The organism is Candidatus Solincola tengchongensis, from assembly GCF_015711935.1.
GTDB lineage: Bacteria > Actinomycetota > Geothermincolia > Geothermincolales > RBG-13-55-18 > Solincola_A > Solincola_A tengchongensis.
In genome coordinates this window covers 1-23,919 of the sequence record NZ_JACVJJ010000055.1, presented here as the reverse complement: position 1 = coordinate 23,919, position 23,919 = coordinate 1, and the positions used below count along the sequence as shown (strand labels likewise).

21 protein-coding genes and 1 pseudogene are annotated in these 23,919 nt (G+C 61.8%); 12 read left to right on the top strand and 10 right to left on the bottom strand.

Going from position 1 to position 23,919, the window contains the following annotated elements; genetic code table 11:
* Positions 1-313 (bottom strand): hypothetical protein (locus H7007_RS04805; protein ID WP_287153501.1); only part of this gene is annotated, 313 nt, incomplete at its 3' end.
* Positions 314-798: 485 nt separating this feature from the next.
* On the opposite strand from H7007_RS04805, the gene H7007_RS04800 reads away from it, so the two are divergent.
* The 8 genes and pseudogenes from H7007_RS04800 (at position 799) to H7007_RS04765 (ending at position 6,894) form a co-directional block, all read left to right on the top strand.
* Positions 799-1,968 (top strand): aldo/keto reductase, encoded by a 1,170-nt coding sequence (locus H7007_RS04800; protein ID WP_287153498.1) that lies wholly within the window; start codon positions 799-801, stop codon positions 1,966-1,968.
* 293 nt (positions 1,969-2,261) lie between these two features.
* Positions 2,262-2,747 (top strand): hypothetical protein, encoded by a 486-nt coding sequence (locus H7007_RS04795; protein ID WP_287153497.1) that lies wholly within the window; start codon positions 2,262-2,264, stop codon positions 2,745-2,747.
* A 93-nt stretch (positions 2,748-2,840) separates the two neighbouring features.
* Positions 2,841-2,984, top strand: a complete 144-nt coding sequence (locus H7007_RS04790; protein WP_287153496.1) for a thioredoxin domain-containing protein — start codon at positions 2,841-2,843, stop codon at positions 2,982-2,984.
* Between the two features lie 12 nt (positions 2,985-2,996).
* Positions 2,997-3,320 (top strand): annotated as a pseudogene (locus tag H7007_RS04785) (peroxiredoxin family protein); the annotation flags it as partial.
* A gap of 288 nt (positions 3,321-3,608) precedes the next feature.
* Positions 3,609-4,289: an AMIN-like domain-containing (lipo)protein gene (locus H7007_RS04780; RefSeq protein ID WP_287153495.1), complete on the top strand. Its 681-nt coding sequence runs from the start codon at positions 3,609-3,611 to the stop codon at positions 4,287-4,289.
* A 27-nt stretch (positions 4,290-4,316) separates the two neighbouring features.
* Positions 4,317-5,102 carry a ferredoxin family protein gene (locus tag H7007_RS04775; protein WP_287153494.1) on the top strand — a complete coding sequence of 262 codons (786 nt, stop codon included), beginning with the start codon at positions 4,317-4,319 and terminating at the stop codon, positions 5,100-5,102.
* Between the two features lie 118 nt (positions 5,103-5,220).
* Complete coding sequence (locus H7007_RS04770) at positions 5,221-6,069, top strand: isocitrate lyase/PEP mutase family protein (protein WP_287153502.1); 849 nt, start codon at positions 5,221-5,223, stop codon at positions 6,067-6,069.
* Positions 6,070-6,108: 39 nt separating this feature from the next.
* The gene (locus H7007_RS04765) at positions 6,109-6,894 is read left to right on the top strand and encodes an NUDIX hydrolase (RefSeq protein WP_287153492.1); all 786 of its coding nucleotides are present in this window, start codon (positions 6,109-6,111) and stop codon (positions 6,892-6,894) included.
* A 34-nt stretch (positions 6,895-6,928) separates the two neighbouring features.
* Here the strand turns inward: H7007_RS04765 and H7007_RS04760 are convergent, their stop codons facing one another.
* On the bottom strand, positions 6,929-7,387 hold the full coding sequence (locus H7007_RS04760; protein WP_287153490.1) for a DUF3795 domain-containing protein: 459 nt from the start codon (positions 7,385-7,387) through the stop codon (positions 6,929-6,931).
* 316 nt (positions 7,388-7,703) lie between these two features.
* Positions 7,704-9,365 (bottom strand): FAD-binding oxidoreductase, encoded by a 1,662-nt coding sequence (locus H7007_RS04755; RefSeq protein WP_287153489.1) that lies wholly within the window; start codon positions 9,363-9,365, stop codon positions 7,704-7,706.
* 533 nt (positions 9,366-9,898) lie between these two features.
* Here H7007_RS04755 and H7007_RS04750 point away from each other — a divergent pair.
* From H7007_RS04750 to H7007_RS04735, 4 genes are all read left to right on the top strand, one after another.
* Entirely contained in the window at positions 9,899-10,171 is a 273-nt protein-coding gene (locus H7007_RS04750) for a 4Fe-4S dicluster domain-containing protein (RefSeq protein WP_287153488.1), read from the top strand.
* Between the two features lie 4 nt (positions 10,172-10,175).
* Complete coding sequence (locus tag H7007_RS04745; protein ID WP_287153486.1) at positions 10,176-11,540, top strand: NAD(P)/FAD-dependent oxidoreductase; 1,365 nt, start codon at positions 10,176-10,178, stop codon at positions 11,538-11,540.
* 618 nt (positions 11,541-12,158) lie between these two features.
* Entirely contained in the window at positions 12,159-13,811 is a 1,653-nt protein-coding gene (locus H7007_RS04740; protein ID WP_287153485.1) for a class I adenylate-forming enzyme family protein, read from the top strand.
* Between the two features lie 371 nt (positions 13,812-14,182).
* Positions 14,183-15,301: a hypothetical protein gene (locus tag H7007_RS04735; protein ID WP_287153484.1), complete on the top strand. Its 1,119-nt coding sequence runs from the start codon at positions 14,183-14,185 to the stop codon at positions 15,299-15,301.
* Positions 15,302-15,374: 73 nt separating this feature from the next.
* Here H7007_RS04735 and H7007_RS04730 read toward each other — a convergent pair whose 3' ends face one another.
* From H7007_RS04730 to H7007_RS04700, 7 genes are all read right to left on the bottom strand, one after another.
* Complete coding sequence (locus tag H7007_RS04730) at positions 15,375-16,256, bottom strand: DAPG hydrolase family protein (RefSeq protein ID WP_287153482.1); 882 nt, start codon at positions 16,254-16,256, stop codon at positions 15,375-15,377.
* A 288-nt stretch (positions 16,257-16,544) separates the two neighbouring features.
* Positions 16,545-17,075: an HXXEE domain-containing protein gene (locus H7007_RS04725; RefSeq protein WP_287153480.1), complete on the bottom strand. Its 531-nt coding sequence runs from the start codon at positions 17,073-17,075 to the stop codon at positions 16,545-16,547.
* A 91-nt stretch (positions 17,076-17,166) separates the two neighbouring features.
* Positions 17,167-19,575, bottom strand: coding sequence for a CocE/NonD family hydrolase (locus tag H7007_RS04720; protein ID WP_287153479.1), 2,409 nt, complete (start codon positions 19,573-19,575; stop codon positions 17,167-17,169).
* Positions 19,576-20,152: 577 nt separating this feature from the next.
* Positions 20,153-20,980 (bottom strand): IclR family transcriptional regulator, encoded by an 828-nt coding sequence (locus tag H7007_RS04715; protein ID WP_287153478.1) that lies wholly within the window; start codon positions 20,978-20,980, stop codon positions 20,153-20,155.
* 153 nt (positions 20,981-21,133) lie between these two features.
* Entirely contained in the window at positions 21,134-21,955 is an 822-nt protein-coding gene (locus tag H7007_RS04710) for an SDR family NAD(P)-dependent oxidoreductase (RefSeq protein WP_287153476.1), read from the bottom strand.
* 333 nt (positions 21,956-22,288) lie between these two features.
* Complete coding sequence (locus tag H7007_RS04705; RefSeq protein WP_287153475.1) at positions 22,289-22,813, bottom strand: hypothetical protein; 525 nt, start codon at positions 22,811-22,813, stop codon at positions 22,289-22,291.
* Between the two features lie 12 nt (positions 22,814-22,825).
* A partial coding sequence (locus H7007_RS04700) for an AAA family ATPase (RefSeq protein ID WP_287153474.1) occupies positions 22,826-23,919 on the bottom strand: 1,094 nt, incomplete at its 5' end.

Sequence of the window (23,919 nt, the reverse complement as noted above, 5' to 3'; positions counted from 1 at the left end):
CACCGGCGCCCTCCACGTCCTCCAGGCGCGAGAAATCCCCGGCCTGCAGCCGGTAGCAGAACTCGTCTATGCGTATGAGGGGTTTTATATAGGTCTCCGCGGCGAAGAGGACGCAGAAGAAGACGGCGGCGAGGATGACCGGGATTCCGATGCCGAAAACGGCTATCCAGTGCCCGTTTCTTACGGAAACGGCCAGGTAAACGATGAAGGCCACCCCAGCCAGGCCGATAGGCGTGGCGACGGCGAGCATCTTGGCCAAAAGGAGGGCGGTTTCACGCCTGTACCTCCTCCTTCCGCCTTCGCTGAGCCTCATGGCTTGAAACTCTCACCGCCCATTGTCGAGATCGAGCTCCCGATCGCCGGCCTGTAGCCCGTCATCCTTTCCCGTCCTCTAGACCCTTTACGCCGGACCCGGTACGCCCGTACACGATCGTCATGCCTTTCGCCCTGCTTATCTCACATTTAAGAGGCGTTGACCTCTGGGGCTCGCCGTCGAATCACCACACCCGTTTCTTTTTTCGTTTCCTCCCTTGGCAAGTCCTTCCGCATGAACCTCGGGAAAGGAGGGCATGGTCATCGTAACCTGCTCGCCTTCCACACCTGCACATCGGCCAACCAGCCGGGCGCCACCTGCCGGCTCACACGGTTCGAGAGTCCCGGGGCTTTCCACGCGTGGCGCGCCACCCTTGGGGATATAATATTTTCGTCGCCTCCCGTTGAAACACGAAAAGACCACGTCAAGGCGAGCGGAAGTTTGAGGTCCTTCGAGGCCTCTCCGCCCTAAGGAGGCAGAGGGAGATGCTTTACAGGAGATTCGGAAGCACGGACTGGGAAGTCTCCATCCTGGGATTCGGGTGCATGCGCCTCCCCACAACGGACGGCATACCCATAAGTGAAAACGTGAACCTCGATGAGGCGGCAGCCATGATTATCAAGGCCGTAGAGCAGGGCATCAATTACCTGGACACGGCGTACACCTATCACAACGGCAGGAGCGAATCCATCCTGGGCGAGATCCTCGGCGAGGGATACCGGGAGAAGGTCCGGCTGGCCACCAAGTGCCCCGTTTGGCTGGTGGAGGAGCCCGGAGATTTCGACCGCTTCCTCGACGAACAGCTTGGGCGGCTCCGGGTCGGGCACATCGACTATTACCTCTTTCACGGCCTGAACCGCCGGAGGTGGGAGGACGTCAAGCGTCTCGGCCTCCTCTCCAGGGCCGAGAAAGCGCTTGCGGACGGTCGTATAGGGGGCATAGGCTTTTCCTTCCATGACCATTTTCAAGCTTTCCGGGAGATGGTGGACGGCTACGACGGTTGGTGCATGTGCCAAATCCAGTACAACTATATGGACGTGGAAAACCAGGCGGGAGAGCGGGGGCTGCGCTACGCCGCCGAAAAAGGGCTGGCGGTGGTGGTCATGGAACCACTGCTGGGCGGGAACCTGGCCCGACCTCCCCGGGAGATAGCCGAACTCTTCGAGTCTTTCCCCGTGAAGCGCACGCCGGCCGAATGGGCACTTCTCTGGCTTTGGGAACAACCGGGGATATCTACCGTGCTCAGCGGCATGAGCACCATGCGGCAACTGGAGGAGAACCTGCGTACCGCCGAGCTCTCGGGCCGCCACAGGCTGAGCGACGATGAACTGGGCTTGATCGAGGAGGCCCGCCACCGTTTTCTGGAGCGGGCAGCCGTTCCCTGCACCGGCTGCGGATACTGCAAGCCATGCCCCAACGGCGTGGACATCACGGAGAACATCTCGCTTTACAACAGCCTGGTGATGTACGACGACCAGCTCACCCCGCGCTTCCGTTACCATCGCTTCCTGCTCGAAGGGGAAAGGGCTTCCGCGTGTACGGGGTGCGGAGAATGTGAGGACAAATGCCCGCAGGGGATAAAGGTGGGCGAGCTCATGCCCGAGGTCCATGCCGTACTCGGGGAGGGTAAGGCGCCGACACCGCCAGCGCGTTGAGCTCGCCTCCGCACCGGTAGGAATCGGCCTGATTCGCCTGCGATGAAGTGTCTTGAGATGCCTCCGCTTAGGAACTCGGAGACCAGGCTCGTGCTCTATCGTCTACCTCGCCGCTTTCGCCACGATCGCCTCCTCCCCCGCGAGCATAGCGCACAATAGCGCTTCAGCGGACGCTTTCAGCGCCGAAAACGGAGGCCGTCCTGCCCCAGCCGGGCTCCGATGTGGAAAGGCTGTTAAAATGTGTGATGGCGGTTCCTCCCCGCATATCGGGAGGGCGACCGGTGAGGGGGAAAATGACCTTAAGCTCGCTCCTCCACTTGAAGGTGGCGCCAGGAAAGGGACTAATACCAGGCTCCGCCTACTATCGCTCCGTGAGCAGGGCGGTGGAGATATCCCCTACCCTCTTCATCCCCGGGGAAAGGGTGAAGACCCTCGCTCTGGGAAAGCTCGTCCTCAGCTTGGATGGAGAGAGCCAGCGCCTCATCGGGCTTCGCGCCTACACCCCCTCAAACCGCTGGAAGGTGGAGGGCACGGAACCCGTGCCGGAGCCCGATGCCCTCGGAGAGGTGGTTTTTACCCACGACTTTCAGGACCAGGAACTCCGCTTTTACAATCTTTATCCCAGGTACGAGTTCCATGCACCGGAAGGCAGCCTGCGTATAAGGCTCCGCGGAAGCCACGACCTGGTCATCCGCGTGGGAGACAGCCTGCTCCTGGGAATGGACCGCTCCGGGGTCCTGACGGACTTCTGGCTGGAGAAATTGAGGTTCACAGCTTGAACCACATGGCGCATGAAAGGATGCCTATCTCCTTCTCATGAACAGGGTAGCGAAGCATATACCATATTTTAGAATCTATTTGGAGGTGAGAGGATGGCCAGGGAAAGCAAGGTGCTGAAGAAAGGTGACGGGGCGCCGCACTTCAGGCTGCCGGACGCAGCGACCGGCGAGGAAGTGAGCCTCTCCGCGCTTCTCGGAAGGCCGCTGCTAATATACTTCGGTCGAGGCACCTGGTGACCGCACTGCCGGAAGTATATGGTCCATATACGGGAAAAGATCTATCCGGAACTCGTGAAGCGGGACGGCCGCGCCGTGGTGATCCTCCCCCAGAAACGGGATAAGGTGAGGGGTTACCTGTCCTCTCACCCCTACCCTTTCCCGGTGCTCGTGGACGAGAAACGCCAGGTGGTCAAGGAATACGGGGTCTACGTGAGGGTCAACCTCGAGTCCCTGCACATCGCCCGTCCTTCAGTCTTCGTCCTGGACCCTGACGGGCACGTGAGATACGTCTTCATAGCCAGCGTCCAGACCGAATATCCGCCGGACGGTGAGGTACTGGCCGCCCTGGATTAAAGGAATAACACACGGACAATGGCTGGAAGAACCTGGTTGAGGGTCGAAAAATCACGCATCGACCACGGCTCCGGCGGATCCACGCTCTCCGCCCTCCGGAAGGTGGCCACCTCTGAAACGGGGGAAATCCCTCGCCTTCCGCAACGGTGTGAGGAGGCCGGTATGGGCATCGCCGCACAAAAGCGGCGGGCAGGGGATAAAGGTTGTATTCCTCCACCGCAGAGGGGAGAATTATAAAGAGGTTGCGGTCCCTTACCCGGATAGCGGAATTTGGGAGGTGCACGGGGGATGCGAAGAGCAAGCGAAAGTCCGTGGAAAGGTAAGTCACTGCTCACCGCCCTCCTGGCGCTCTTCCTCCTCGCTCTCGCCGTTCTCGCCGTGGGATGCGGCAGGGGGAGCAGTAAGCCCTCCGGTGAAGCGGAGGAATCGGAAAGCGATGCGGGATGGAGTGGGGAAGAACCCTACGGAGACGAAGCGGGAGGCAAAGAGGAGGGGCTCACGGAGCTGAAGGGCTTCGGTTACGGCGAAACCACCGGGGGCACCGAGGAAGTGATGGTACTGGAGGGGATCCGTTTTGGGGATCATGCCACCTATGAGCGCCTGGTCATCCAGTTCGCTCCCCAGGCCTACAACCCCCATTACGGGATTCCGCGCTATCGCGTGCGCTACCTGACGCCGCCCTACGAGGACGCGGAGGGGAACCCGGTCCTCGTGGAGGGGAAATACCTCCTGGAGATAACCTTCAACGGGAACAAGGCGGACCTCTCCCCACCGGAAGGCTATGTCCAGGTATACACAGGCCCGGACGAATTCTCTCCCGGGTACACCGTGATCAAGGAGGCGAAACTGGTTCCGGCTTACGAACTGAACACTATGATCCTGGTGGTGGGCCTGGGGAGCCACGCCCCCTACAAAGTCCAGGAGCTGACCAGTCCTCCGCGCATCGTGGTGGACGTTGCCAAGCCCTGACGATCGACAACAAAAGCGGGAGATAAGATGGATCTGCTCGAGGAGACGAGAAACTCTGCGGGAACGGAGCTTTTCGGCGTCGCCGATGCCCGCATCTATGAGGCCAAGGCCCCCGCCGGACACCGTCCCTCCGACTACCTGGACGGCGCGCGCAGCATCGTCGTTCTGGGCATCCGCCTCCTGGATACCCCCCTGGACGGGCTCCCCTCGACGCGCAAGGAATACACGGCCAACTTTCACGTGGCCAACAATAGGTTGAACGATTCCCTTTTTCGGGTCGCCCTCCTTCTCCAGGACCGGGGGCATGAGGTGTTTCCCGTCCCTTACCTGGAAATGCCTGGATGGAACCTGGACAAGAGACCTCCGGCATTCCTCAAGCTACTGCGCCACCTCGCCCTGTTTCCCCGGGTAAAGGATGTCCTGAACTCCAAGGTCCTCTGGGAGAACCTCTCCTACAGGCACATGGCCGTAGAGGCCGGCCTGGGGGAGATAGGCCTGAACAATCTTCTTCTGACGCCGGAGCACGGTCCCCGCGTCCGCCTGGTGGCCCTGATCACCGATGCCGAGCTCCCGGCGGGAACTCCCCTGGAGCCTTCCCTCTGCCGGCCCGAGAAATGCGGATACGCTTGCGTACGTGCCTGTCCCGCGGGTGCCCTCCACGAAGACGGGAGGGGGACGGACAAGGCCTCCTGCCTGCGTTATTACCTCAAGCTGGGCCTGCCGGGGATGAGCGGCGTCCGCTGCGGCCTTTGCGTGGCCCGCTGCCCGGCATACCGTCCGCGCTTCCAGGAGTCCGGCCGGAACGATCCCTGAGGGCATCCGGCCATGAACGGCGGCTCACACCGAATCCGTCGCTCTAAACCTTCGAAGCACGGCACACATGACCTTAAAGGCACATAAATCCGGTATAAACGGAGGAGGGGATGTGAGAATGCACAAGCTCATCAGCGAGGGCAAGATATTCCTCTCCGCGGGCGTATTCGACGTCCTGAGCGCCAAGATCGCCGAGGCGGTGGGTTTCCGTGCCGTGGTCCTGAGCGGTTACGCGGCCAGCGCCAGCTATCTCGGGGAACCGGACATCGGCCTGCTTACTCAGACGGAGGTTCTCGACCTGGCCCGCCGCATCTGCCGGGCGGTGAGCATCCCGGTCATCGTGGACGGCGACACCGGGTACGGTGGGACACTCAACGTGAAGCGGATGGTCGAGGAGCTTATCGCCTGCGGCGCCGCGGGCATCATCCTTGAGGACCAGACCTGGCCCAAGCGCTGCGGCCACCTGCACGGGAAAAACGTGATTCCTGCCGAGGAGCACGCGGCGAAAATAAGGACTGCGGTATCCGCCCGTAAGGACCGCCCTTTCATCATCGTGGGAAGGACGGACGCCCTGGAAGTCCTGGGGCTGGAGGAGGCGGCAAGGAGAGGCAGGCTGTACAGGGAAGCGGGGGCGGACCTCATCTTCGTGGAAGCCCCGCGTTCACGGGAGGAGCTGGAGTATATCGCGCGCGAGATTCCCGCTCCACTGGTGGTCAACGTCGTCGAGGGCGGCGTGACGCCGGTGCTGGATCTCGAGGATTACCATTCCATGGGTTTCGTCAGCGTGGGCTACGTGCTCACCGGGATATTCGCCGCCGCGCAGGCGCTCCGCAAAGCCTATGCCCACCTTCTGGAAAAAGGCACCAGCAAAGGACTGGAGGGGGAGCTAATGAGCTTCGGCGAGTTCACGGGCCTTCTGGGACTGGAAGAGAAGCTCGAGGAAGACCGGCAATTTCTGCGCCCCTGATCCGTGGGGCATCGGAGGCGAGGGCAAGGAGCAAAGCACATGGCGGAAAAGAGAGCAAACGCCGGCGAGAACCCGGTGACGCCCAGGGACGCGTCCTCCCTTCTACTCCTGCGCGGGGCTTCCACCCCCGGCAAGCTTGAGGTCCTGATGGTAAGGCGCCATTCACGGAGCCCGTTCGCCGGCGGCATGCACGTATTCCCCGGAGGTGAGCTGGAGGACGGCGACCGGGACCCCGGGTGGGAAAAGCTGTGCCGCGAGCCTTCCCCCGGGGAACTGGAAAAGTTGTGCGGGGACGGGACTTCCAGGGGAAAGGCCCTCGGGCTCATGGTGGCCGGCATCAGGGAGCTCTTCGAGGAAACGGGCATCCTCCTGGCCTCACGGGACCCGGAAGAGAGCATCCCAAACCCCGGCGGGGAAAGCGAGCTGTTGCGCGAATACCGGGTCGAGCTGCGCTCGGGAAAGCTTCTCTTCCAAGATGTGGTGCGGGATCTGGACCTCAAACTGGACCTCGACCGACTGGTCTTCTTCGCCCACTGGATAACCCCGGAGGTCTCCCCCATTCGCTACGATACGCGGTTTTTCCTGGCCCCAGCTCCGGCAGGCCAGGAACCGGACCACGACCGGGAGGAGATCACCGCCTGTATATGGGTAGAACCCGGCACGGCGTTGAGGATGTGCTCGGAGGGGGAGTTCCCACTCCTGCCGCCGACCATGGCCAACCTTTACATACTGGCCGATTTCCACGCGGTCCACGAGGCCCTTGAGGCGGCCCGGGAAAGAGAGGTGCCAACCGTCATGCCCCACTTTGGCTCGCCCGATCGATGAGCCATCGCGAGAGGTGGGGGAGGGACGCCTGCCGTCAGTCCAGGTCCACCTCAACGCCGCAGGAACGGCAGCGCTTGGCGCCCCGGAACAATCTGTACCCGCATTCCGGGCAACGGTAGCGCTCCTCCTCCGAACGCACCCAAGCCTCGGTGCCCAGTTCCCTCCAGGCAGGTATGGCGCGCAACATGACCTTCTTCCCTACCGGCAAGGGAAAGCCTTCCACCAACTCGCAAGGCCATTCATCGCACTGGTGGCAGCCCTGATATCCCTTCCGCAGGCAGCAGTCCCTTATGGGGCACACCTCGCAGTACAGGAAGCGTTCCCCGGAAAGGCATCCCCGGCAGCGCACCTCTTCGGTGGAGGTGAGCCCGTAGACTCCCAGCAGCCTTTCCTTGAACTTCTCGTTTCCGTCCCGGTGGGCGATATACACGGCACACACGCCGCAATAAAGCCCGCAGGGCGACAGCAATTCCCTCTCCACCTCTCCCGCCATGTCTTTTCTCCCTTCTTTTCCGCGTCTCCCCGCCTCCAGCCGGTGTGCAGGAGTCACCCGGTTTCCGGTGGCCGCTTCCGGGAATGGCTCGCTTCCGTGACCAGTTCCATGATAACCAATATCGCCCTCGGCGTTGGCTGCACCGCCGCATCGCGGTACGAGAAGGTAGCTCCCACCTACCGCGTATGGCCGAAGGCTTACGGTATCCTTGAGAGAAGGCCCCTTGCAGATTTTAAAAAAGAAGGGTCACCACAGATTCTAAATAAGGATTCTAAATAAGAATAGAGAAGGCACAAATTCGGCCCCCGGACCTACCTTAAGCGACCCCTTCCAGGCCGAGCTCCTTTATCCTCTCCTTCAGGAAGGCCGCCATCTCCGGAGTCCGCTCCACGGCCTCTCTGACCGTCCTCTCCGGATCCAGCGAGATGTAGAATCCGGCGTCGCTCGTTCCGTCCGGGTCCAGGGAACGCTTTATCTCCCGCAGGTGGTGATGATAACCACCGATGAGGGGACCGAAAAGCTCCGCGCCGATGGCCCCCATGGCGAACCCCAGCCCGGGACCCAGGTTGTGGCGGATGGTCTCCACCAGGGTGGCGGCCAGGTAATCCCGGGCCTTGCTCATAGATTCCGGGTCCCGGGGGTCGTAGAGATACAGCTCCTCCTGGTGCCCGAAGCAGGTGCTTCCCTCGTATATGCCGCCCCAGGCGTTGTCCGCCAGGTCGTCGATAAGGGCTTTCCTCTCGATGAAGGAGGCCTTGAGCTCCGCCGCGATCTCCGCCTGGTTCACGGCGTGGTCCCAAGCCTCCAGGGCGCCGAAGGAGGTGTTGAAGCTCCCTCCCCGTCGGAAGATGAGCGGGGGGAGGGAGGCCCGGATGAACCCCCAGAGCATGGCCCGGTGCAGCGATGGTAGGGCGCTCATGTCCAGACACACGCCTCCGGTCTCCTCCGCGATCGTCTTCAGGACGGCGTCCTGATACGAGAACTCCTCCTCCGTGCGGGCGGCGATGAGGAACTGGAAGGCGTAGCGCTGGGAGAGCAATGCCGACCGGAGCCCTTCATGCCTCACAAGTTTACCCATCAGGTGAGGGGTCAGGGCGGAGAGGAGAGCTCCCACGGAGTTCTTGCAATGGAGGTAGCCGATCTCCGATGCGGCGATGCGATAAGTGGCTTCGGCGAAGGAACGGCGATCGGGAAAGGCGCAGATGTAAAGCCTCATGGTATCCGGTAGGTCTGCCTCGCAGTCGAAAAGCAGGCCTTCCACCGCGGTTTTCGGAGGTCCCGGCCACGGAAACAGCTTGACCGCGCAAGCGGTAAATATTCCCAGGCCACCGCAATTCCCGATGAAACCCCGAGCCACCCCCCGCAGGCTGGGTCCCGGTCCGTCCCCGGTGAACCATCCCAGACCGCTTCCCGGGCTTCCCAGCCGGAGAACCTCTCCGTCCGGCAGGACCCATTCCACGCCCAAGAGGTTTCTGGCGCTGTATCCCGTGGTCAGGCCTGACCACCCGTACCCGCAGAGGGAGGTGGCGCTGGCCAGGGGCGAGGTGCCCGCTCCCGCCCCGATGATGTGGCAGTTCAGGCCGCGCTTCATGGCCTCGGCCTGAAGCTGCGCGCAGCTCACGTAGGGTTCCACCACGGCGTACATGTTGCGCTCGTCCAGCTCCAGGATGCGGTCCATCCTGCGCAGGTCCACTTGGATCACGTCTTCACCGCTGACCATGTTCCATATTCCCCATCCCGTGCTCATGGCCTTGAACCTCAGGCCATGCCTGTGGCATACCCTCACCACAGCCTGCACCTCCGCCGTGTCGCCCGGCAGGACCACCACCGCTGGACGGTACGGGCACCAGCCGCTGGTCTGTCCCACCACCTCGGCGAAGGCCTGCCAGGCGTAGCCTTCCAGCACGCCCGGCTCGCATGACACGTTCTCCGGGCCCAGTGCTTCCCGGAGCTCCTCCACGACTTCCTTTAGATCCAAAGGCCGTCACCCCCCGACTCTTCCCCGGTGCACCCGCATGAGCCAAGGGCCCGCCAAGCTTCCTTTTGCATCCGTTTCACGCCAACGGAGTTCGTCTTCTATGTCCCGCTCGCCGCATAGTTCGTTTTGCGCGGGGCCGTGCCGAGGCAGGTCCTCCGTATAACACATATATCCATGCCGTCCTTGCCTTAATCCTTTCATCCATGAGGCCGACGCCGTTTTCCGGCAGCCCTTTTCCGCCACCATCATCCCGGCGCCGCGGGGATATGGCCCTTCGACCCCCGGCCCGAGCGTGAGGAGCATCCCTCTGCAGGCTTATCGGAAGAACCTTTTTGCTAGCCCATACCGTCTCCCGTTTTCCCGTTTCGACACCCCTCGACGACCAATTCACTAAAGCCTGCGAGGCGACGTTGGGGGAACGAATGCCGCACGGCGCCTTTTTGACAGGCGAGGGCGACACGCATAAACTTTGGTTCAGGGCTGCTGAAAGGCGGGAGGTGCCGGCTGCTTCCCGTGCGGAGGAGGTGCTCTTCATGGAGATCAGGACGTCCGACAGGTTTCCCGGTGTGCAATGGGTAGGGGACCCCGGGGACTTCATCAAGGTTGACGAGGCCCGGTGCGACGGCTGTGCCAACTGCGTGCGGGTCTGCCTTGCGGAATGTTACGAGATAAGGGACAAGAAGGCGCGTGTAAAGACCCTCGCCGAGTGCATGGAGTGCGCCGCCTGCTGGTATGTATGCGACAAAGGGGCCATCCTCTTCTCCTGGCCTCCGGGCGGAACGGGCTTCCGCACCGACTGGGGTTGAGAGCATGGCGGCCGTGGAAACCTGCGACGTGGTGGTGGTGGGAGCGGGCTTCGGCGGCCCGGTGGCCGCCCGCAGGTGCGCCGAGGCCGGGCTGGAGACCATCATCCTGGAAAGGTCGAGAGTACCGGGAGAGAAGGTGGTCTCCGGTCTGGTGATCCCCTTCTACGGCTTCACCTTCGGGCCGGATTTCATCCGCGAGGGCAACCCTCCGATCGAGAGGCCCATCTGCAGGGTGGTGAACCGCTTCATCCGCGGTGGAGAGATATACGCTACCGACAGCACACTTCGGGTTCCCAAGCCCCTGGCCCTGGGGTACTCCGCCTACTGCAAACCCTTCTGCACCTGGCTGGCCGACCGGGCCGTGGAGGCCGGGGCGGAGCTGCGCACCTCCACCACCGCAGTGGAGCCCATTTTGGAAAAGGGCGCGGTCAAAGGGGTGATCACGGACCGGGGAGACGAGATCCGCTGCAGGGTTCTCATCGACGCCGGGGGAACCCAGAACCGTCTGGCCATCCAGGCCGGGCTGCGGCGTAAGTACCTCCCGGAAGCCCTAGAATTATATATGCTCTGGGACTTCGAGATGGCCAAAGAGGACGTGGACCAGACCTTCGGTCTCTCCATGGAGTTCTTCCACGCCCTGCCGGAGGAAGGTATCGGCGCGCCGCTGGGATACGGTTCCACCCTGTACATCTTCACCTACCGGGAGAGCATCCACCCCGGCCTGGGGCAGTTCCTGGTCACCAGGGGCGAGATCCCCAACCTGGCCAAGCTCCTCCCGCAGTATTTCGAGAACTTCCAGAATAAGGTAACCAGGTGGAAGCGGGATATCGCCCCCAAGGTAAAGCTCCGGGCGACCACCTGGGATGTGTGCCCCATCTATGCCGGCCTCATACCGGAGACCAGGAACATGCCCATCTTCGGGGACGGCATTCTGATAATCGGGGATGCCGCGGGCTTCGAGGCCTCGGCATTCGGGGACGGAGTGCCCAGCGCCTGGTTCTCCGCCGAATTGGCTGCCGAAGTGGCGGTCGAAGCGGTGAGGCGAGGGGATTCCTCCCCCTCCGTGCTGCGCGAGTACGAGAAAAAGGTGCGGGAGCACCCCTACATCACCTGGATCATCACCGACTGGCGGAGGTGGGACCTGCGCAAGGTCCTGGTGTCGGGGGACGAGAGAGAGCTGCGCCGCATGATACGCGACCACTGGGGAGTCGGCGCCTTCCGCTACCGTTACAGCGGACGCCCCCTGGCGAAGGCCGTGCGGGAAGCCCTGCGGCGTGACCCCCATGCGCCGCTCAAGTGGATGGAAATGTTTACCAGATATTTCCGCAACTGGGAGGAGAACCGCTTCGACCCGTTATCCGTCTCCTGACCACACTTGGAGCGCCACGGCAGCCTTTGTCAAGGGTCGCATGGCCTTTCCGAGCGGTGGTACGTGCAGGATGAAGTCCGGTAACCACATCGCAACTCACACGTGGAAGTTTGCCGTCGGCCCCTTAAAAGACAACTCCGAAGCGCTCGCGGTACGCCGGGTTCGGACTCGTCTTCACCGGCGGCCCGATGGCCGTAGGGAAATACGACTTCCCCTTCCGAAACGCTCTTGGCCCGATACTCATACCCTTCGTCATGCGCATCCGATGAGGGCCTCCGCGGCCGGGAGGCGTTGAAGGTTCATCCGGATGAAACGTCGCCCCTAAAAATCCCCATTGATCAAAAACATATCGGCCGGGTTGCCCGCTTGTCTTGCCTGCGAGCTCCTTGTATGAGGGCATCCGGGTGCCTTCTACGAGCTCCGCTGCAGCCAACTCCGTTTCAGTTGTATTGCTTGCATGGTGCAAAGATGGGGTTATCATAGACATACGAACATTCAAAATTACATTGTTCAGCCAGGGTGGGCAGAGGACCACGTACGGATTCCGGCATCGAACAGTGGCTGATCATCTGCTTACCGGCTTTCGTACCAGCAGGGGATTGCCGAGGGGGGATAAGGATGAGCGTCATCCCGGACAAGTTCAGGCTCCTTTTCGACCGCAGGCTTACATTATCCAACTTTTCCCAAAGACTGGCCGACATGCGCGGGGACAAGACGATGTCCGTCCTCCACGAGCCTCTCCGCTACCTTGATTTTCCCTTGAAGCGCGTGAGCTACCGGGACGCCGCACGTTTCGCCTACCGGGTCAGCTCCTTCCTGCGCGAAATAGGGGTAAAGCCCGGGGAAAGAGTGGCCCTCTGCACCTCCAACAACGCCGACCTCCCCATGTCCATCATGGGGACCATCGCCGCGGGAGCGGTGGCCGTGCCCCTCAACTTCATGCTCAAGGCGGAGGAGATACGCTATATCGTGGAGAACTGCGGGGCGGAGACCCTGATCACCGACCCGGAGGTCTTCGCCGGCAACATAAGGAGGAAGGAGAGCCTTCCCTCCATCAAGCGCTGGGTGATGGCCGGTCCGAGGGAGGAATGCCCGTCCGGGTTCGTCTCCCTGGATGAAGGCCTCAGCGGAGTGCGGGAGGCGACCCCCGCGGAGGTGGATCCCGACCAGCCGGTGGCCATCTTCTACACCTCGGGGACCACCGGATACCCCAAAGGTGCGGTGATGTCCTCCCGCAACCTGATCACCGCCCAGAAGATCGCCGCCGCCGTCCTCCCCGTAGGGCCGAAGAGCAAGGGCCTCTACTGTCTGCCCACGGCCCACGTCATGGGCTTCGGGTGCATCATCATGGGCTGCTGTGTGGGCATGGAGGCTTACTACATGCGCCACTTCAGCCCCCGGGAGGTGCTGGAGGCCATGGTGCGGGAGAAGGTCAACCTCTTCGTGGGCGTTCCGGCCATGTACGCCATGATGCTCGCGGAGGGCATCGACAAGTATGACCTCTCCAACCTGAAGATGCTGGGAAGCGCGGCGGACGCCATGCCCGAGGAGTTGGTGGAGGCTTTCCGGAAGAAAGGCTCCTTCATCCGCTTGGGCCCCTTCCGGACGGGAGCTTTCTTCGCCGAGGTCTACGGGATGGTGGAACTGGCCGGCACGGCCACCCTGAAGATGGCCCTCCCGGGAATAAGATACCCGCGAGGGTGCGTTGGCTGGCCGGTATGGCCGGTAAGGGTGCGCATCCTGGACGAATACGGCAACACGCTCCCGCCCGGAGAGGTGGGAGAGGTGGCGGTCTCCGGTCCCGGGGTGACCAAAGGATATTGGAACGATCCCGAGGCCACCCGTGAACTCATCAGCGGAGGTTGGCTGCGCACGGGCGACATGGGGAAGAAAGACCGCCTGGGCAGGCTTTACTTCGTGGACCGCAAGAAGGACGTCATAAAGTGCGGGGGTTATTCCGTCTTCTCCGTGGAGGTGGAGAAGGAGGTCCTGGCCCACCCCGCCGTGGCCGACGCCGCGGTCATCGGAGTCCCTCATCCCACCAAAGGGCAGGTGCCCGTGGCCGTGGTGACCCTGAAGCCGGGTGAAAAGGCCACGGAGGAGGAGCTCCTCTCCTGGTGCCGGGAACACATCGCCGGTTACAAGCGCCCGCGCGCCGTACGCATCATCCCGCCGGAAGAGATGCCTTATGGGGCCACCCTCAAGGTGCGCAAACTGGAACTGCGCCGTCGTTTCGCCGACCTCTTCAGCGGGGAACGCGTCTCCGTCTGACTCTTGATGCAAGCACCTGGTCCTGCGGCTCGGGGCACTCACCTCTCTCCATCACGCCGGAAGGACCGCCGCCTAGGGAAGCACGACCTCGCACGACCCGGGGCGGGGAGGATCCTTGAATCCATCACCCCTTCCGACCTCGCCCTCGCTCGGTCGCCTGCTCCGTTCGATCGGGGCCCGGAGAACGGCGAGCCGGGACCGGATTCGATCCGTCCACTTCAGGCAAGCAACGCGAGAACACCCTGCACCCACAGCGGCGCGCTAGGCGAAGCGGAATGGACAGGAAAACTTCCTTGGGTGAGAAGAAACCCTTTATTTCCCACTATAATGAACATTGCTATCCTGGGAGGGAAGGTCGAGGAGTGATTAATATGCGTCATTTAAAATGTCGCTGCGGCGCACCGCTCTGGTTTTCCCGCTCCATACGGTGGAACGACAACGGGACCATCTCCCAGTTATTCCGCAGAACGAGCAGGGTGGTGATAGTCGAATCGGAGATCTTCAACGAGGTCTTCTCCCGCATAGAGGAGAAGATGGGAGTGTCCATCGGTCACCTGGTCTTCGAGGCCCAGCGCAACGCCGCCCGCGAGGTGATCGACACCCTGCTCGGGCACCCGCCCCTGAACCTTCTGCGCAGAGGAGCCCTCAGGCACATGGTAGTCCGCTATTTCTGCAACCTGGCCTGGGCCACCGGGCAGGCGTACGTCGAAGCTCTGGAGTACAAACCCGGCGTCTTCGGAGAGGCGCTCATCCGCAATCCCTACAACCGCGAGCTTATGGCCGCCATAATCCTGGGCGCTTTCGAGAGCCTGGAGGGAAAGCCTTACGTCCATTCCTGGAAGAAGCTAGGAGGAGACGATGTCATCCGTATCGAGCCAGCCAAGGCCAAGCCGGAGATCTCGGAACGCATGAAGGTGGAAATGCCGCCATCCAAGGCCAACGGTCACCCCATAACGAAATGCCGCATATGCGGTTTTCCCTCTGACCTCCTCTACCTGGAATGGCGCCCGAGCGAGGGCAAGATAATCGACAAACGTCGCGGGGCGCGCATGACCTTCCTCGACGGGTACACCCCGGAGGTGGTCTTCCGGGAACTGGAAAAGGAGCTGGGCGAGGACATCTACCCGCTTATAGTGCAAGCCCAGAAAGAGACCACCCTCAAGCATATACAAGACCTGGACCTCACCGGTTGCGGCACCCAGACGGAAGCCGAGCGCACCGCTTGCTACCGCAAGGCGCTGGAACCGCTTCCCTTCTGGGGGCAGGGGTATGCAAGGGGACTGAGGCACGAGCCCGGCTATCTTGAGGTCGTAGTGGACAACCCCTACAGCAATCCCTTGCTGGCCGGGCACATGGCCGCCGTCTTCGAGGCCGTGGAGGGCAGGGAAGCGTCGGTGGCGTGGGAGAAAGCCGGCGTTTCCTCGACCCGCTTCCGCGTGCGCAGTGCTTGGACCCCGGCCCAGGAAAGAAGCCCCTGTAACGCCGCTTAACGACCACTGGGCGGGTTCGAGCACAGTGAGCGGAAGATGCTCACTGCCGCGGGCTCACTCGCGTTATCTCCCGTCACTCTATCCTGCCCCCCATCTCCGCATAAAGCTGGGGCAGGAAGGAGGCCAGGTTGTTGTACTCCATGAGGCTGTGCAGGCAGTTGTTGCGCGCCAGGTCCATCATCCGGAAAGGCATGGGGCGCCTCACTCTCACGGGCTTCCCGCCGCGCATGGTGTAGCCGATCCAGTAGCGGCTGCGGTACTCCACGCCGCCGGCCACGGAACGCACGGCGTGGAGGAAGACGCAGAAGGGAGTGCGCATAAGGCTCAAGGTGACGTCCGCGCAGTAGGCCCTGCTGATGAACGGCTCCCGGAAGAGCTCCATGTCCAGGCCGAACTCGCGGGGGGAATAGAAGCGTATGGCCAGCCTCTGCGCCGACCTCAGGTTGAAACCCTCCACCGGGTAGTGGGTGCTCCCCTCGTTCCTCTCCCGCAGGGGGACGCCCGAGCTGTCCAGGTGCCGCGCGGGGTCCTTCACCCCGATGTCCACGTGAGCCGGGGGGCACCAGATGGCGTACCTCAGGCCTTCCAGAGGATGCCAGTTGAACCACCAGTCCAGCATTTCCGGCGTCACCTCCGGCATGCGCACCAGGGTGGCGGCGAAGCCGCTCCCGTCGGGCATCACCGTGTAGCCCGTCTCCACCTCCAGGTACCCCGGCTCGAGGAGGTCGTTTCTCCTTTCTATGGGCGTGGCGGAAGCCGGATTCACCGGGCCCGCGTTCACCCTCTCCAGGTCATCCCGCGGTATCTCCGCCAGCTCCTTGTGGAAATACTTGGCATAGGGTTTGTTCTCCTCCTCCGGGGTCAGCCGCCTCCGCGGCATGGACCGGATGTGGTCCATGGCCACGGGGTGAGGAAAGATCTTTCCCATCCTCACAAACAGGCTCCTGACGCTCACGGCCACCACCTCTCCGACGGTCTTCCTATCGAATCTGGAGCGACCTAAAGGTTTCTGGATCTCCGTCCGAGAATCCGTCCTTCCCTGTTCAAGTGGCTGTTCTTGCTTGTGAATCGGGAGAGTCTTGCCTGCCTCCTTTCCCGTACCGTTACCCGGCCGTCTCCCGGCAGGTATCAAAGGGTGTCATGGCCGGGAACGCCCTCTACTGGCTGTTCGCTTCAAGCCCCCTTTTTACACCTTCGTCTAACTTACCCGTGCCCCTCGCCTTCACCATTTAAAACCCATGTCTCACTCGCCCACTCCGCTGCTGCCCCTTTTCTCCAATCTCCCCCGCACGGCGAAAGCAACGAAGGGAACGGCGTGGAGGGCCACTCCCTGCGCCGCTGAGCGGAGGGCCGTGGACAGGCGGTACCTCTCCGACCTCCTGTAGGCGGAGAAGGCCTTCACAGCGAGGGGCACGTACAGGGTAAGCCCGGTCGCCAGGCCCGGGACGTACTTTCTGGCCTTCAGGGACGCCCCCAAGTGCAGGAGCGCGTTGAAGAAGAGCAGGCCGGCCATGCTAAGCCCGTAGGACGGGTCTTTCTTCCGCATGAGCGAGCCGAAGGCACAACCGGCGATCATGGAGGCGTTGACGCCCACGATGATGGGAAGGGAGGCGTTCTCGAAGGCCTCGGGGGCCACCTCTTTGGCCGCCTCGAGGAAGCCCCCCGGCCAGAAGTATTCCTCCACGACGTGAGCGCACGACGCCGCCGTGAGGTACCAGAAGACCTTGCTCTCCTCATCCCATCTCCTTGTGAATTCTCCCTTGTCCCTTTCCACTTCGATCACCACGCTTTCACGAGATCAAGCCTGATTTCCTCCGCTGACCGGAAATCCGCAGATTTGCCCGGATCTCGAGCTCATACGGCCGTCACCTCACCGTGAACTCGGCGGGAGGGGACCACCCGGTGGCCTTCGTCCCGTCCTCAAGGCTCCTAATCCGGCAACGCACCCCATACTCCCCGGCTTCCAAGGGATCGAGCTCCGCTCGGCCTTCCGCTACGGCTTCCCGCACCGTTTGCCATTCCCCGTCTCCTTTGCGCAACTGGAGGTCGAATGCGGTCCCCTCGGGAGGAGGCTCGACACTCATGGTCACCGCGACCCTCTCCCCGGCCGACACCCGGTCGGGAACACGCGGGGGCACGGCCACCCTTCCCTGGAAACCGCACACCATGTCCCGGTAGGAGAAGGTTCCCGCCCAGGGGACCTTCACCCACCAGGTCTCCGGGTTGTGCGAACGCTCCCCACGGATGATCTGGGAATCCCAGAGCCCGAGGCCGCTGGCCTCGGTCACCGAGTGGTATTCCGAGCCCGCGTTGGTCCACTCGAAGCGGTCTCCCATCTCGCCGCCCACCGTCTCCGGCTCGAAACGGTCGTCCCGGATGAGCACGGGGTGGACGGGAGAGGGGTCGGGCGGGATGACCGGAAGCTCCAGCCAGGAGGCGAACCTGCCCCCGGTGTGGACGCGGGTACCCCGCGCGGGCGAGGAATATGCCTGGTACATCGAGTTCCTCAGGGTTATGGCGGGGAGGAAGGGAAGGGGACGCACTCGGAAGTAGGCCTCTCCCTTCCTTTTGTAGCGGCCGCAGTGCACGGTGACGGCGATGCGGTGGCCGGCTTTGAAGACCATGCCCGTGGGCCAGATCTTCACGTCAACCTCCACGGGCACCCCGGGGGTCAACCAGTCGCTGCGCTTATGGAGGTGCCAGGGCTGGTGCGGCCTGCTGCGCTCGGGATCCAGCGCCCTCCGCGAGGCCCGCAGCCAGCCGCGGGTCACGGGCTCGTCGGGAGAGCCGGCGATGACGTAGGCGAAACGCGTCTCCCGGCCCTGCGGATCGTAGTCCCTCAGCTCCACGGTCAGGTCCACGTCCCGGCCCTGTGTGGACACCCAGAGGTGTGCGGTGACGGGGCCGGCCACGGTGACGTCCTCCTCCAGGGGCGGGGTGCGGAAGGTCACCTGGTAACTGCTTCCAACCTCTTTTTCCTCCCGCCAGACCGCCTCAGCCGAGGACTCCTCCTCCGGGTTCTCCGTGACCAGGGAGCCGTCCCGGGCGTTCAGGTAATACCTCGTCCAAAGAGTCTGCTCCAGGGGCCAGCTGTTCCCGTAGACGTGGGTGAAGGTGTCCGGCCCGGTGCGTACCTGGACGTCCACCGCCGGCTCGCGCTCCAGTCCCGTGGGCCTGCCCTTCAGATAGTGGTCGAAAAAGCGGAGGACGGTGCGGTTGGCCCAGGGCTGGTAAGCCGATCCCCAGTGCGTCCCGCTGTAGAGGAGCAGCTTCTTCTCCCTGCTGCCTGCCCCGGCGAAGGCGTTCACGTTGCCCCGCAGGTGGAGGTCGGGGTCGTTGAGGTTCCCCACTGAGAGCATGGGTGCCTCTATCAACCCCACATCATCGGGAATCCTCGGCGTGTCCCTGCGCCCGTCCAGGATGCCCGTCCCGTAGGTCCACAGGTCGTCCAGGTAAGGATGGGTGAGCATCAGCTCCATGAAATTCTTGGACTTCCAGGGGCGGTCGGCGGTCACCTGCATCATGAAGGCGAACATGACCGCGAAACGGCTGAGTATCCCGCCCCGGTAGGCGATGTCCCGGTAGGGCTCGAGGAGGCCCTCCCAGGGAACGATGGCCGCGAGGTGGGGAGGCTTGAGGGCGGCGGCGAAGTACTGGGACATGGCGTAATAGGAGATGCCGAAGAGCCCCACCTTCCCGTTGCTCCAGGGCTGGGAGGCAGCCCATTCGATGGCGTCGTAATAGTCCACGGCCTCCTGGTAGTCGAGGAAGGCGGAAGGCTGGTTCGATCCGCCGTACCCCCGTGTGTTTATGGTCACATAGACATAACCTCGCGGGACCCAGTACTCGGGGTTGGCCTGCTCGAATTGCTGATATCTGGTACCCACCCCACCGTTGTCGTCAACGCCCGGCTGGACTTTGATGTAGAGGGGATAGGGCGCTTCGGCCATGATGACCGGGAAACGGCCGGGTGTGTCGGGGCGGAAGACGTCCCCCCGCAACTCGGTCCCGTCCCGCATGGGTATCCTCACGCCTCTTTCCATGACGATGCCGTGCTCCGGCTGGCTCAGGCCGTAATCGTACCTCCCGTCGTCCACGAAGGGATAGCTGGGAGCGCTTCGCGAGGAGGGAAATCGGGAAGCGTTGAAGGCGTTCATGGCCTTCAGGAAGGGCCTGGCCAGTAGGGCGACCGCCTTTACCCCGCCGCAGCAGAGCCTCACGAAGAAGGTGTCGGCTGTCTCCTCCGGAGTTGCGAGGAAGGAAATGCCCGGCATGACCATCACCCCCTCATATTTGGTCTCGACGGGAACTCAACGACGATCATCGAAGTAGCCATTCCGTAAATGAAAATTTCTATGTATTGCCAAACACTGGCATGGCTTCTTGGTCACCATTACAACCCACCTCGAACATGGAGATCATCTCCTGGAGACACATGTAAATCCGCCGCCCTATTCCACTTGGCAAGATTCTGGCAACCCTTCTTCCCTCCTTTGCCCTTCCTGCAGCTCCTGCGGCCAACCCCAGACACCCTCTCCATGTAAAAGGCAACCCTTTAACTCACCGAATACCCGAACACGCAATGCCCCGGCTCATCCCCTTGCGGTATCTCAAAGCCTCCGCGCCTTCCGCGAGAAACGCTTTACATACGAGCCATAACCGATTGGTTCTTTTTTCTTCCGCCCTTCCGCCCTATCCTTACGAACGAAAAACATCCGCTTTATAGGTATATAAGATTCCGCTGTATCCTTTCATCCCACGGTCATCTCCGCTTACCCCGGAGTATTCCCGCCCACAGGGGTGGTGACTATCACCGCCCTCCTACGCTCAACAGGCAACGCCTTCCGATGCTCAAGACGCGGGAAACCCCACTTCCCATAAAGGCTCTGGAGGCGCAAACTCTTCTTCGTCTCCTTCCCTCATCTGCAGGCGCAGGGTTATCCTCCTCGCCGTTTCCCTCACCAGCCGGACCTGCTGTGACCTCGCCGCCCCGCTCACTCTACGGGAGGGCCCCGCCACCACCACCGCCGCGACCGGCTTCCCACGGTGGTCGAAGACCGGGGCGGCCACGGCATTTATGCCCAAGTCTATCTCCTCGCGGTCCACGGCGTATCCCCGCTTTCTCGCCACCTTGAGCTGCCGCTTGAACTCCTCCGGGTCGGTGATGGTCGCTAGTGTCAGCCTGGGCATGCCCTCCTCGAGCGCCCTGTCTACCGCCTCTTCTTCGGAGAAGGCGAGTATGGCCTTGGCGCCCGCCGCGGCGTGGGCGGGAAGGCGATCGCCCACCGTCCCCGCGATGCGCACGCGCTGCGGCCCCTCTTCCACGTGGGCAATATAGGTGGCGTTGCCCGACCAGACCTCGAAGACCACCGTCTCCCCGAGAGCGTCGCGGAGCTCTTCCAGGTAGGGCCGCGCCAATTGCACCATCTCCGTCCTCAACGAGCGGTAGAGGGCGTTGGCAAGGCTCATGATCGATGGGCCCAGATGGTATTTCCTGGTATGCCGGTTCTGCTGCAGGAACCCCTTCCCGGCCAGGGTCTTGATTATGCGGTTGGCGGTGGCCGCGTGCAAGTCCAGGCGTTGGCTTATCTCCGTCACCCCCAGTTCCCGGTTGGAGGGGGCGAAGAGCATGAGCACCTCCATGGCCTTCTCGATGGCGTTGGGCCTTTTTGTCGTCATAATTATCACCATAATTTCAAAATATGATTATAAATTTTATAATATGATATATCATGCGGAGGGAGGCGAGGTCAACGATTAAGGCTTAAAGGCCATATCTCTGCGCACGACGGCCGCGTTACCCCGGTTAGCCGAAGCGTCAAGGTGGAAAGATCACCTCATACGCCGGCATATCTTATAGGCAAACCTCCCGAACAGGATACGGTAGAGGTTCGGGGAGAACCTCTTGAGCGCGTACATGAAGTTGGCCAAGGGAGTCAGGACGATCATGGGCCGATCTTCCTTGATCCCCTTGATGATCTTCGCGGCAGCCCTCTCCGGCGCCATGCGGGGCATAAGGCCATAAGAAAACTTGAATAATTTCGCGCGGTCGTAACCCCTAACGACAACGCGATCGATGATCGGGGTCCGGATATTGCCGGGACAGACCAGGGTAACGGATATGCCCAGCGGTTCGAGCTCGTGCTGGAGGGTCTCCGTGAGGCCCACCAGACCGAACTTGGCAGTGGAGTATGCACTCAGGGTGGGCATGGTGACCAGTCCTCCCAGCGAGGCGATGTTTACTATATGTCCGCTGCCCCGCTCTATCATCCCGGGGAGAAAGGCGCGGATGGTGAGGATAGGACCCCAGAGGTTGACCCCCATCACCCACTCCCAGTCCTCCGGCGTGGTGTCGATGAAATCAGCCCAAACGAATACGCCGGCGTTGTTGATGAGAACGTCCAGCCCCCCGAACTCGCCAAGCACCGCCTCAGCCACGGCCTTCACCTGAGAGGAATCGGATACGTCAACCACGTACTCCCTGGACTCCACCCCCGTACGACGTAAGAGCCCGGAGGTCTCCTTGACGCCTTGTGGGTCGATGTCCGCCAGGAGGAGCACTGCCCCTTCCTTCCCTGCACACAGGGCCAGTTCCCTTCCCAAGCCGCTGGCCGCTCCCGTTACTAATACCGTCTTTCCCCGGAGATCCCGCATGAGCTCTGCCCTTTCACGCTTGGGTCGGCTCTCCCGCAATGGTTATAGTCGGCAAGATCAACAAAATGGTGAACAAGGACGGACAGCGATTTCTTAGCGGCCCTACGCAGGTGGCTCTTGGGACCCATTAGCAGGAGACAGTGCTTAAAGGCTTGGCCTTATTTTGAAATACCGGGAAAAATCTTTATCATGAGCTCACCGGCATATTAACTTGCAGAACCATGCATGGAGAAGTGCAGGTGAATCTGGAAACTGATACCCTTGAAAACTGAGGCTCTCCCCGCGGTTTGAGGTTCTGCTCTGTATGTGTAGATTACGTCGAAAGGTAGCTCCCTAAATCCCGTATTTTCTTTTCAGGAGCGCCTGAGCGCCTCCGGGGGAGCAGGACATCAGGTCCTTGTACACTCTTTCCACGGTCTTTGAAAATTCCTTGTTCACCCTTTCGGACAGTTCGCTTTCATTCCAGCTCGCCAGACGCATGCAGGAATATTCACCCTTCTTTATCCGCGTTCCCGGGATGATGATCCAACCCTCCCCAATGTAGTGTGGCCGGAAGAGGAAAGCGAAGTAAGGCTCATAGCCGTCCACCTCGTGCCTGGTTCTCAACCCTTCCACGTCCTTTTCCGCAATACTCACCCTCTCTCCCTGACATGTCTTTACCTCGAATGACATCTTTCTCCTGCGCTTCTCGCACAGGACGTCTATGTCCACCCCCTGCACGGCGCGTTCCTCGGCCAGCCTGTAACCGAGCTCCATGAAGGTAAGCGCCAGGAGTTTCTGGACCACCTTCCCGAACTCCCTTCCGTGTCGCCTGTGGATCTCCTCGAGCTTCCTCTCCGCGCTGAAGGTCAGGCCCATCCCCGAGCCACCTCATTCCCGCATAATGCTGGGTCCGCTTTGAGGATCCCACTCCCCCAGCCGGTAGACTACCTTGGCCCTGGAAACCTCCTCCTGTAAGGATTGGAGCAACTCCCCGTCCATGGTAGCCAGAAGCACCTGCCTTTCCGACGAGACCTTGTCGAGAAGTCTTGCCAGCCGGCGCTTCTGTTCCGTGTCCAGGCTCTGGGACGGGTCGTCAAGGATGATGAAGGATGGGCCACCTTCGCGGTTGGCGCTCCCCCCAAGGGCTAGGAAGATGCTGAGGGCAGCGCAGTTCATGTCACCCTGGTTGAAGAAACTGACCACCTTTTCCGCGTCACCGTCGCTCGATGCGTACACCTCGTTGTCGCCATCGGGGTCGATGTTTATGCCCTCGAAGTCCGGTCTCTCCACCAGGACACGGTAGTACTCTTTGATGCGCTCCTCCGCTTCCCCCAGTCGCTCGCGCTTCTTTTCATTAAGCGCCGCCTCCACGGAGTCCCTCGCCTTTTCCACCGCATCCAGCATGCGGTTGAGCCTGTCGCGGGCTTCGTTCATCGACCTCCATTCCGGAGAAGAGGATATGGAGCGAATGACCTCTACCTTCGCTCTTGCCTCCAGGACCTCATGGATGATGCCTGCCTGCTCCAGCGTCTCTTCCGCGGAGGCGATGCCTTCGTTGTAGCGCTCCAGTACTTTTTTGGCTTCATCGAGCCTTTTCTCGATCTCCGCCAGCTTATCCCTCACCATTTTCTTAACGTCGTCGTCATCGCTAACGGCGACTTCCAGGAGTTCTCCGATACTCTCCCGCAGCGACCTGGCTTTCCCCTCGGACTCGGGGATCCTGCGCTCCACCAGTTCCTCAAGCCGCCTTATGTCCCCCTCCAGACTTTTTACCTTTTTCGACAAATCCTCGCTTTCCTTTCCGAGACCCTCCACCTCCTCGCCCATCTCCTCCCGCACGGCTCGGAGGCGCTCCATGAGACTCTCCGGAACGACATCCTGTTCACAGGCGGGGCACGGTATACGAGAGCTCTTGTCCTCCAATTCTGAGAGATAATCGATTGTCGCCGAGACCACGGGGAGGCGTGCGTTTATCCTTCTTA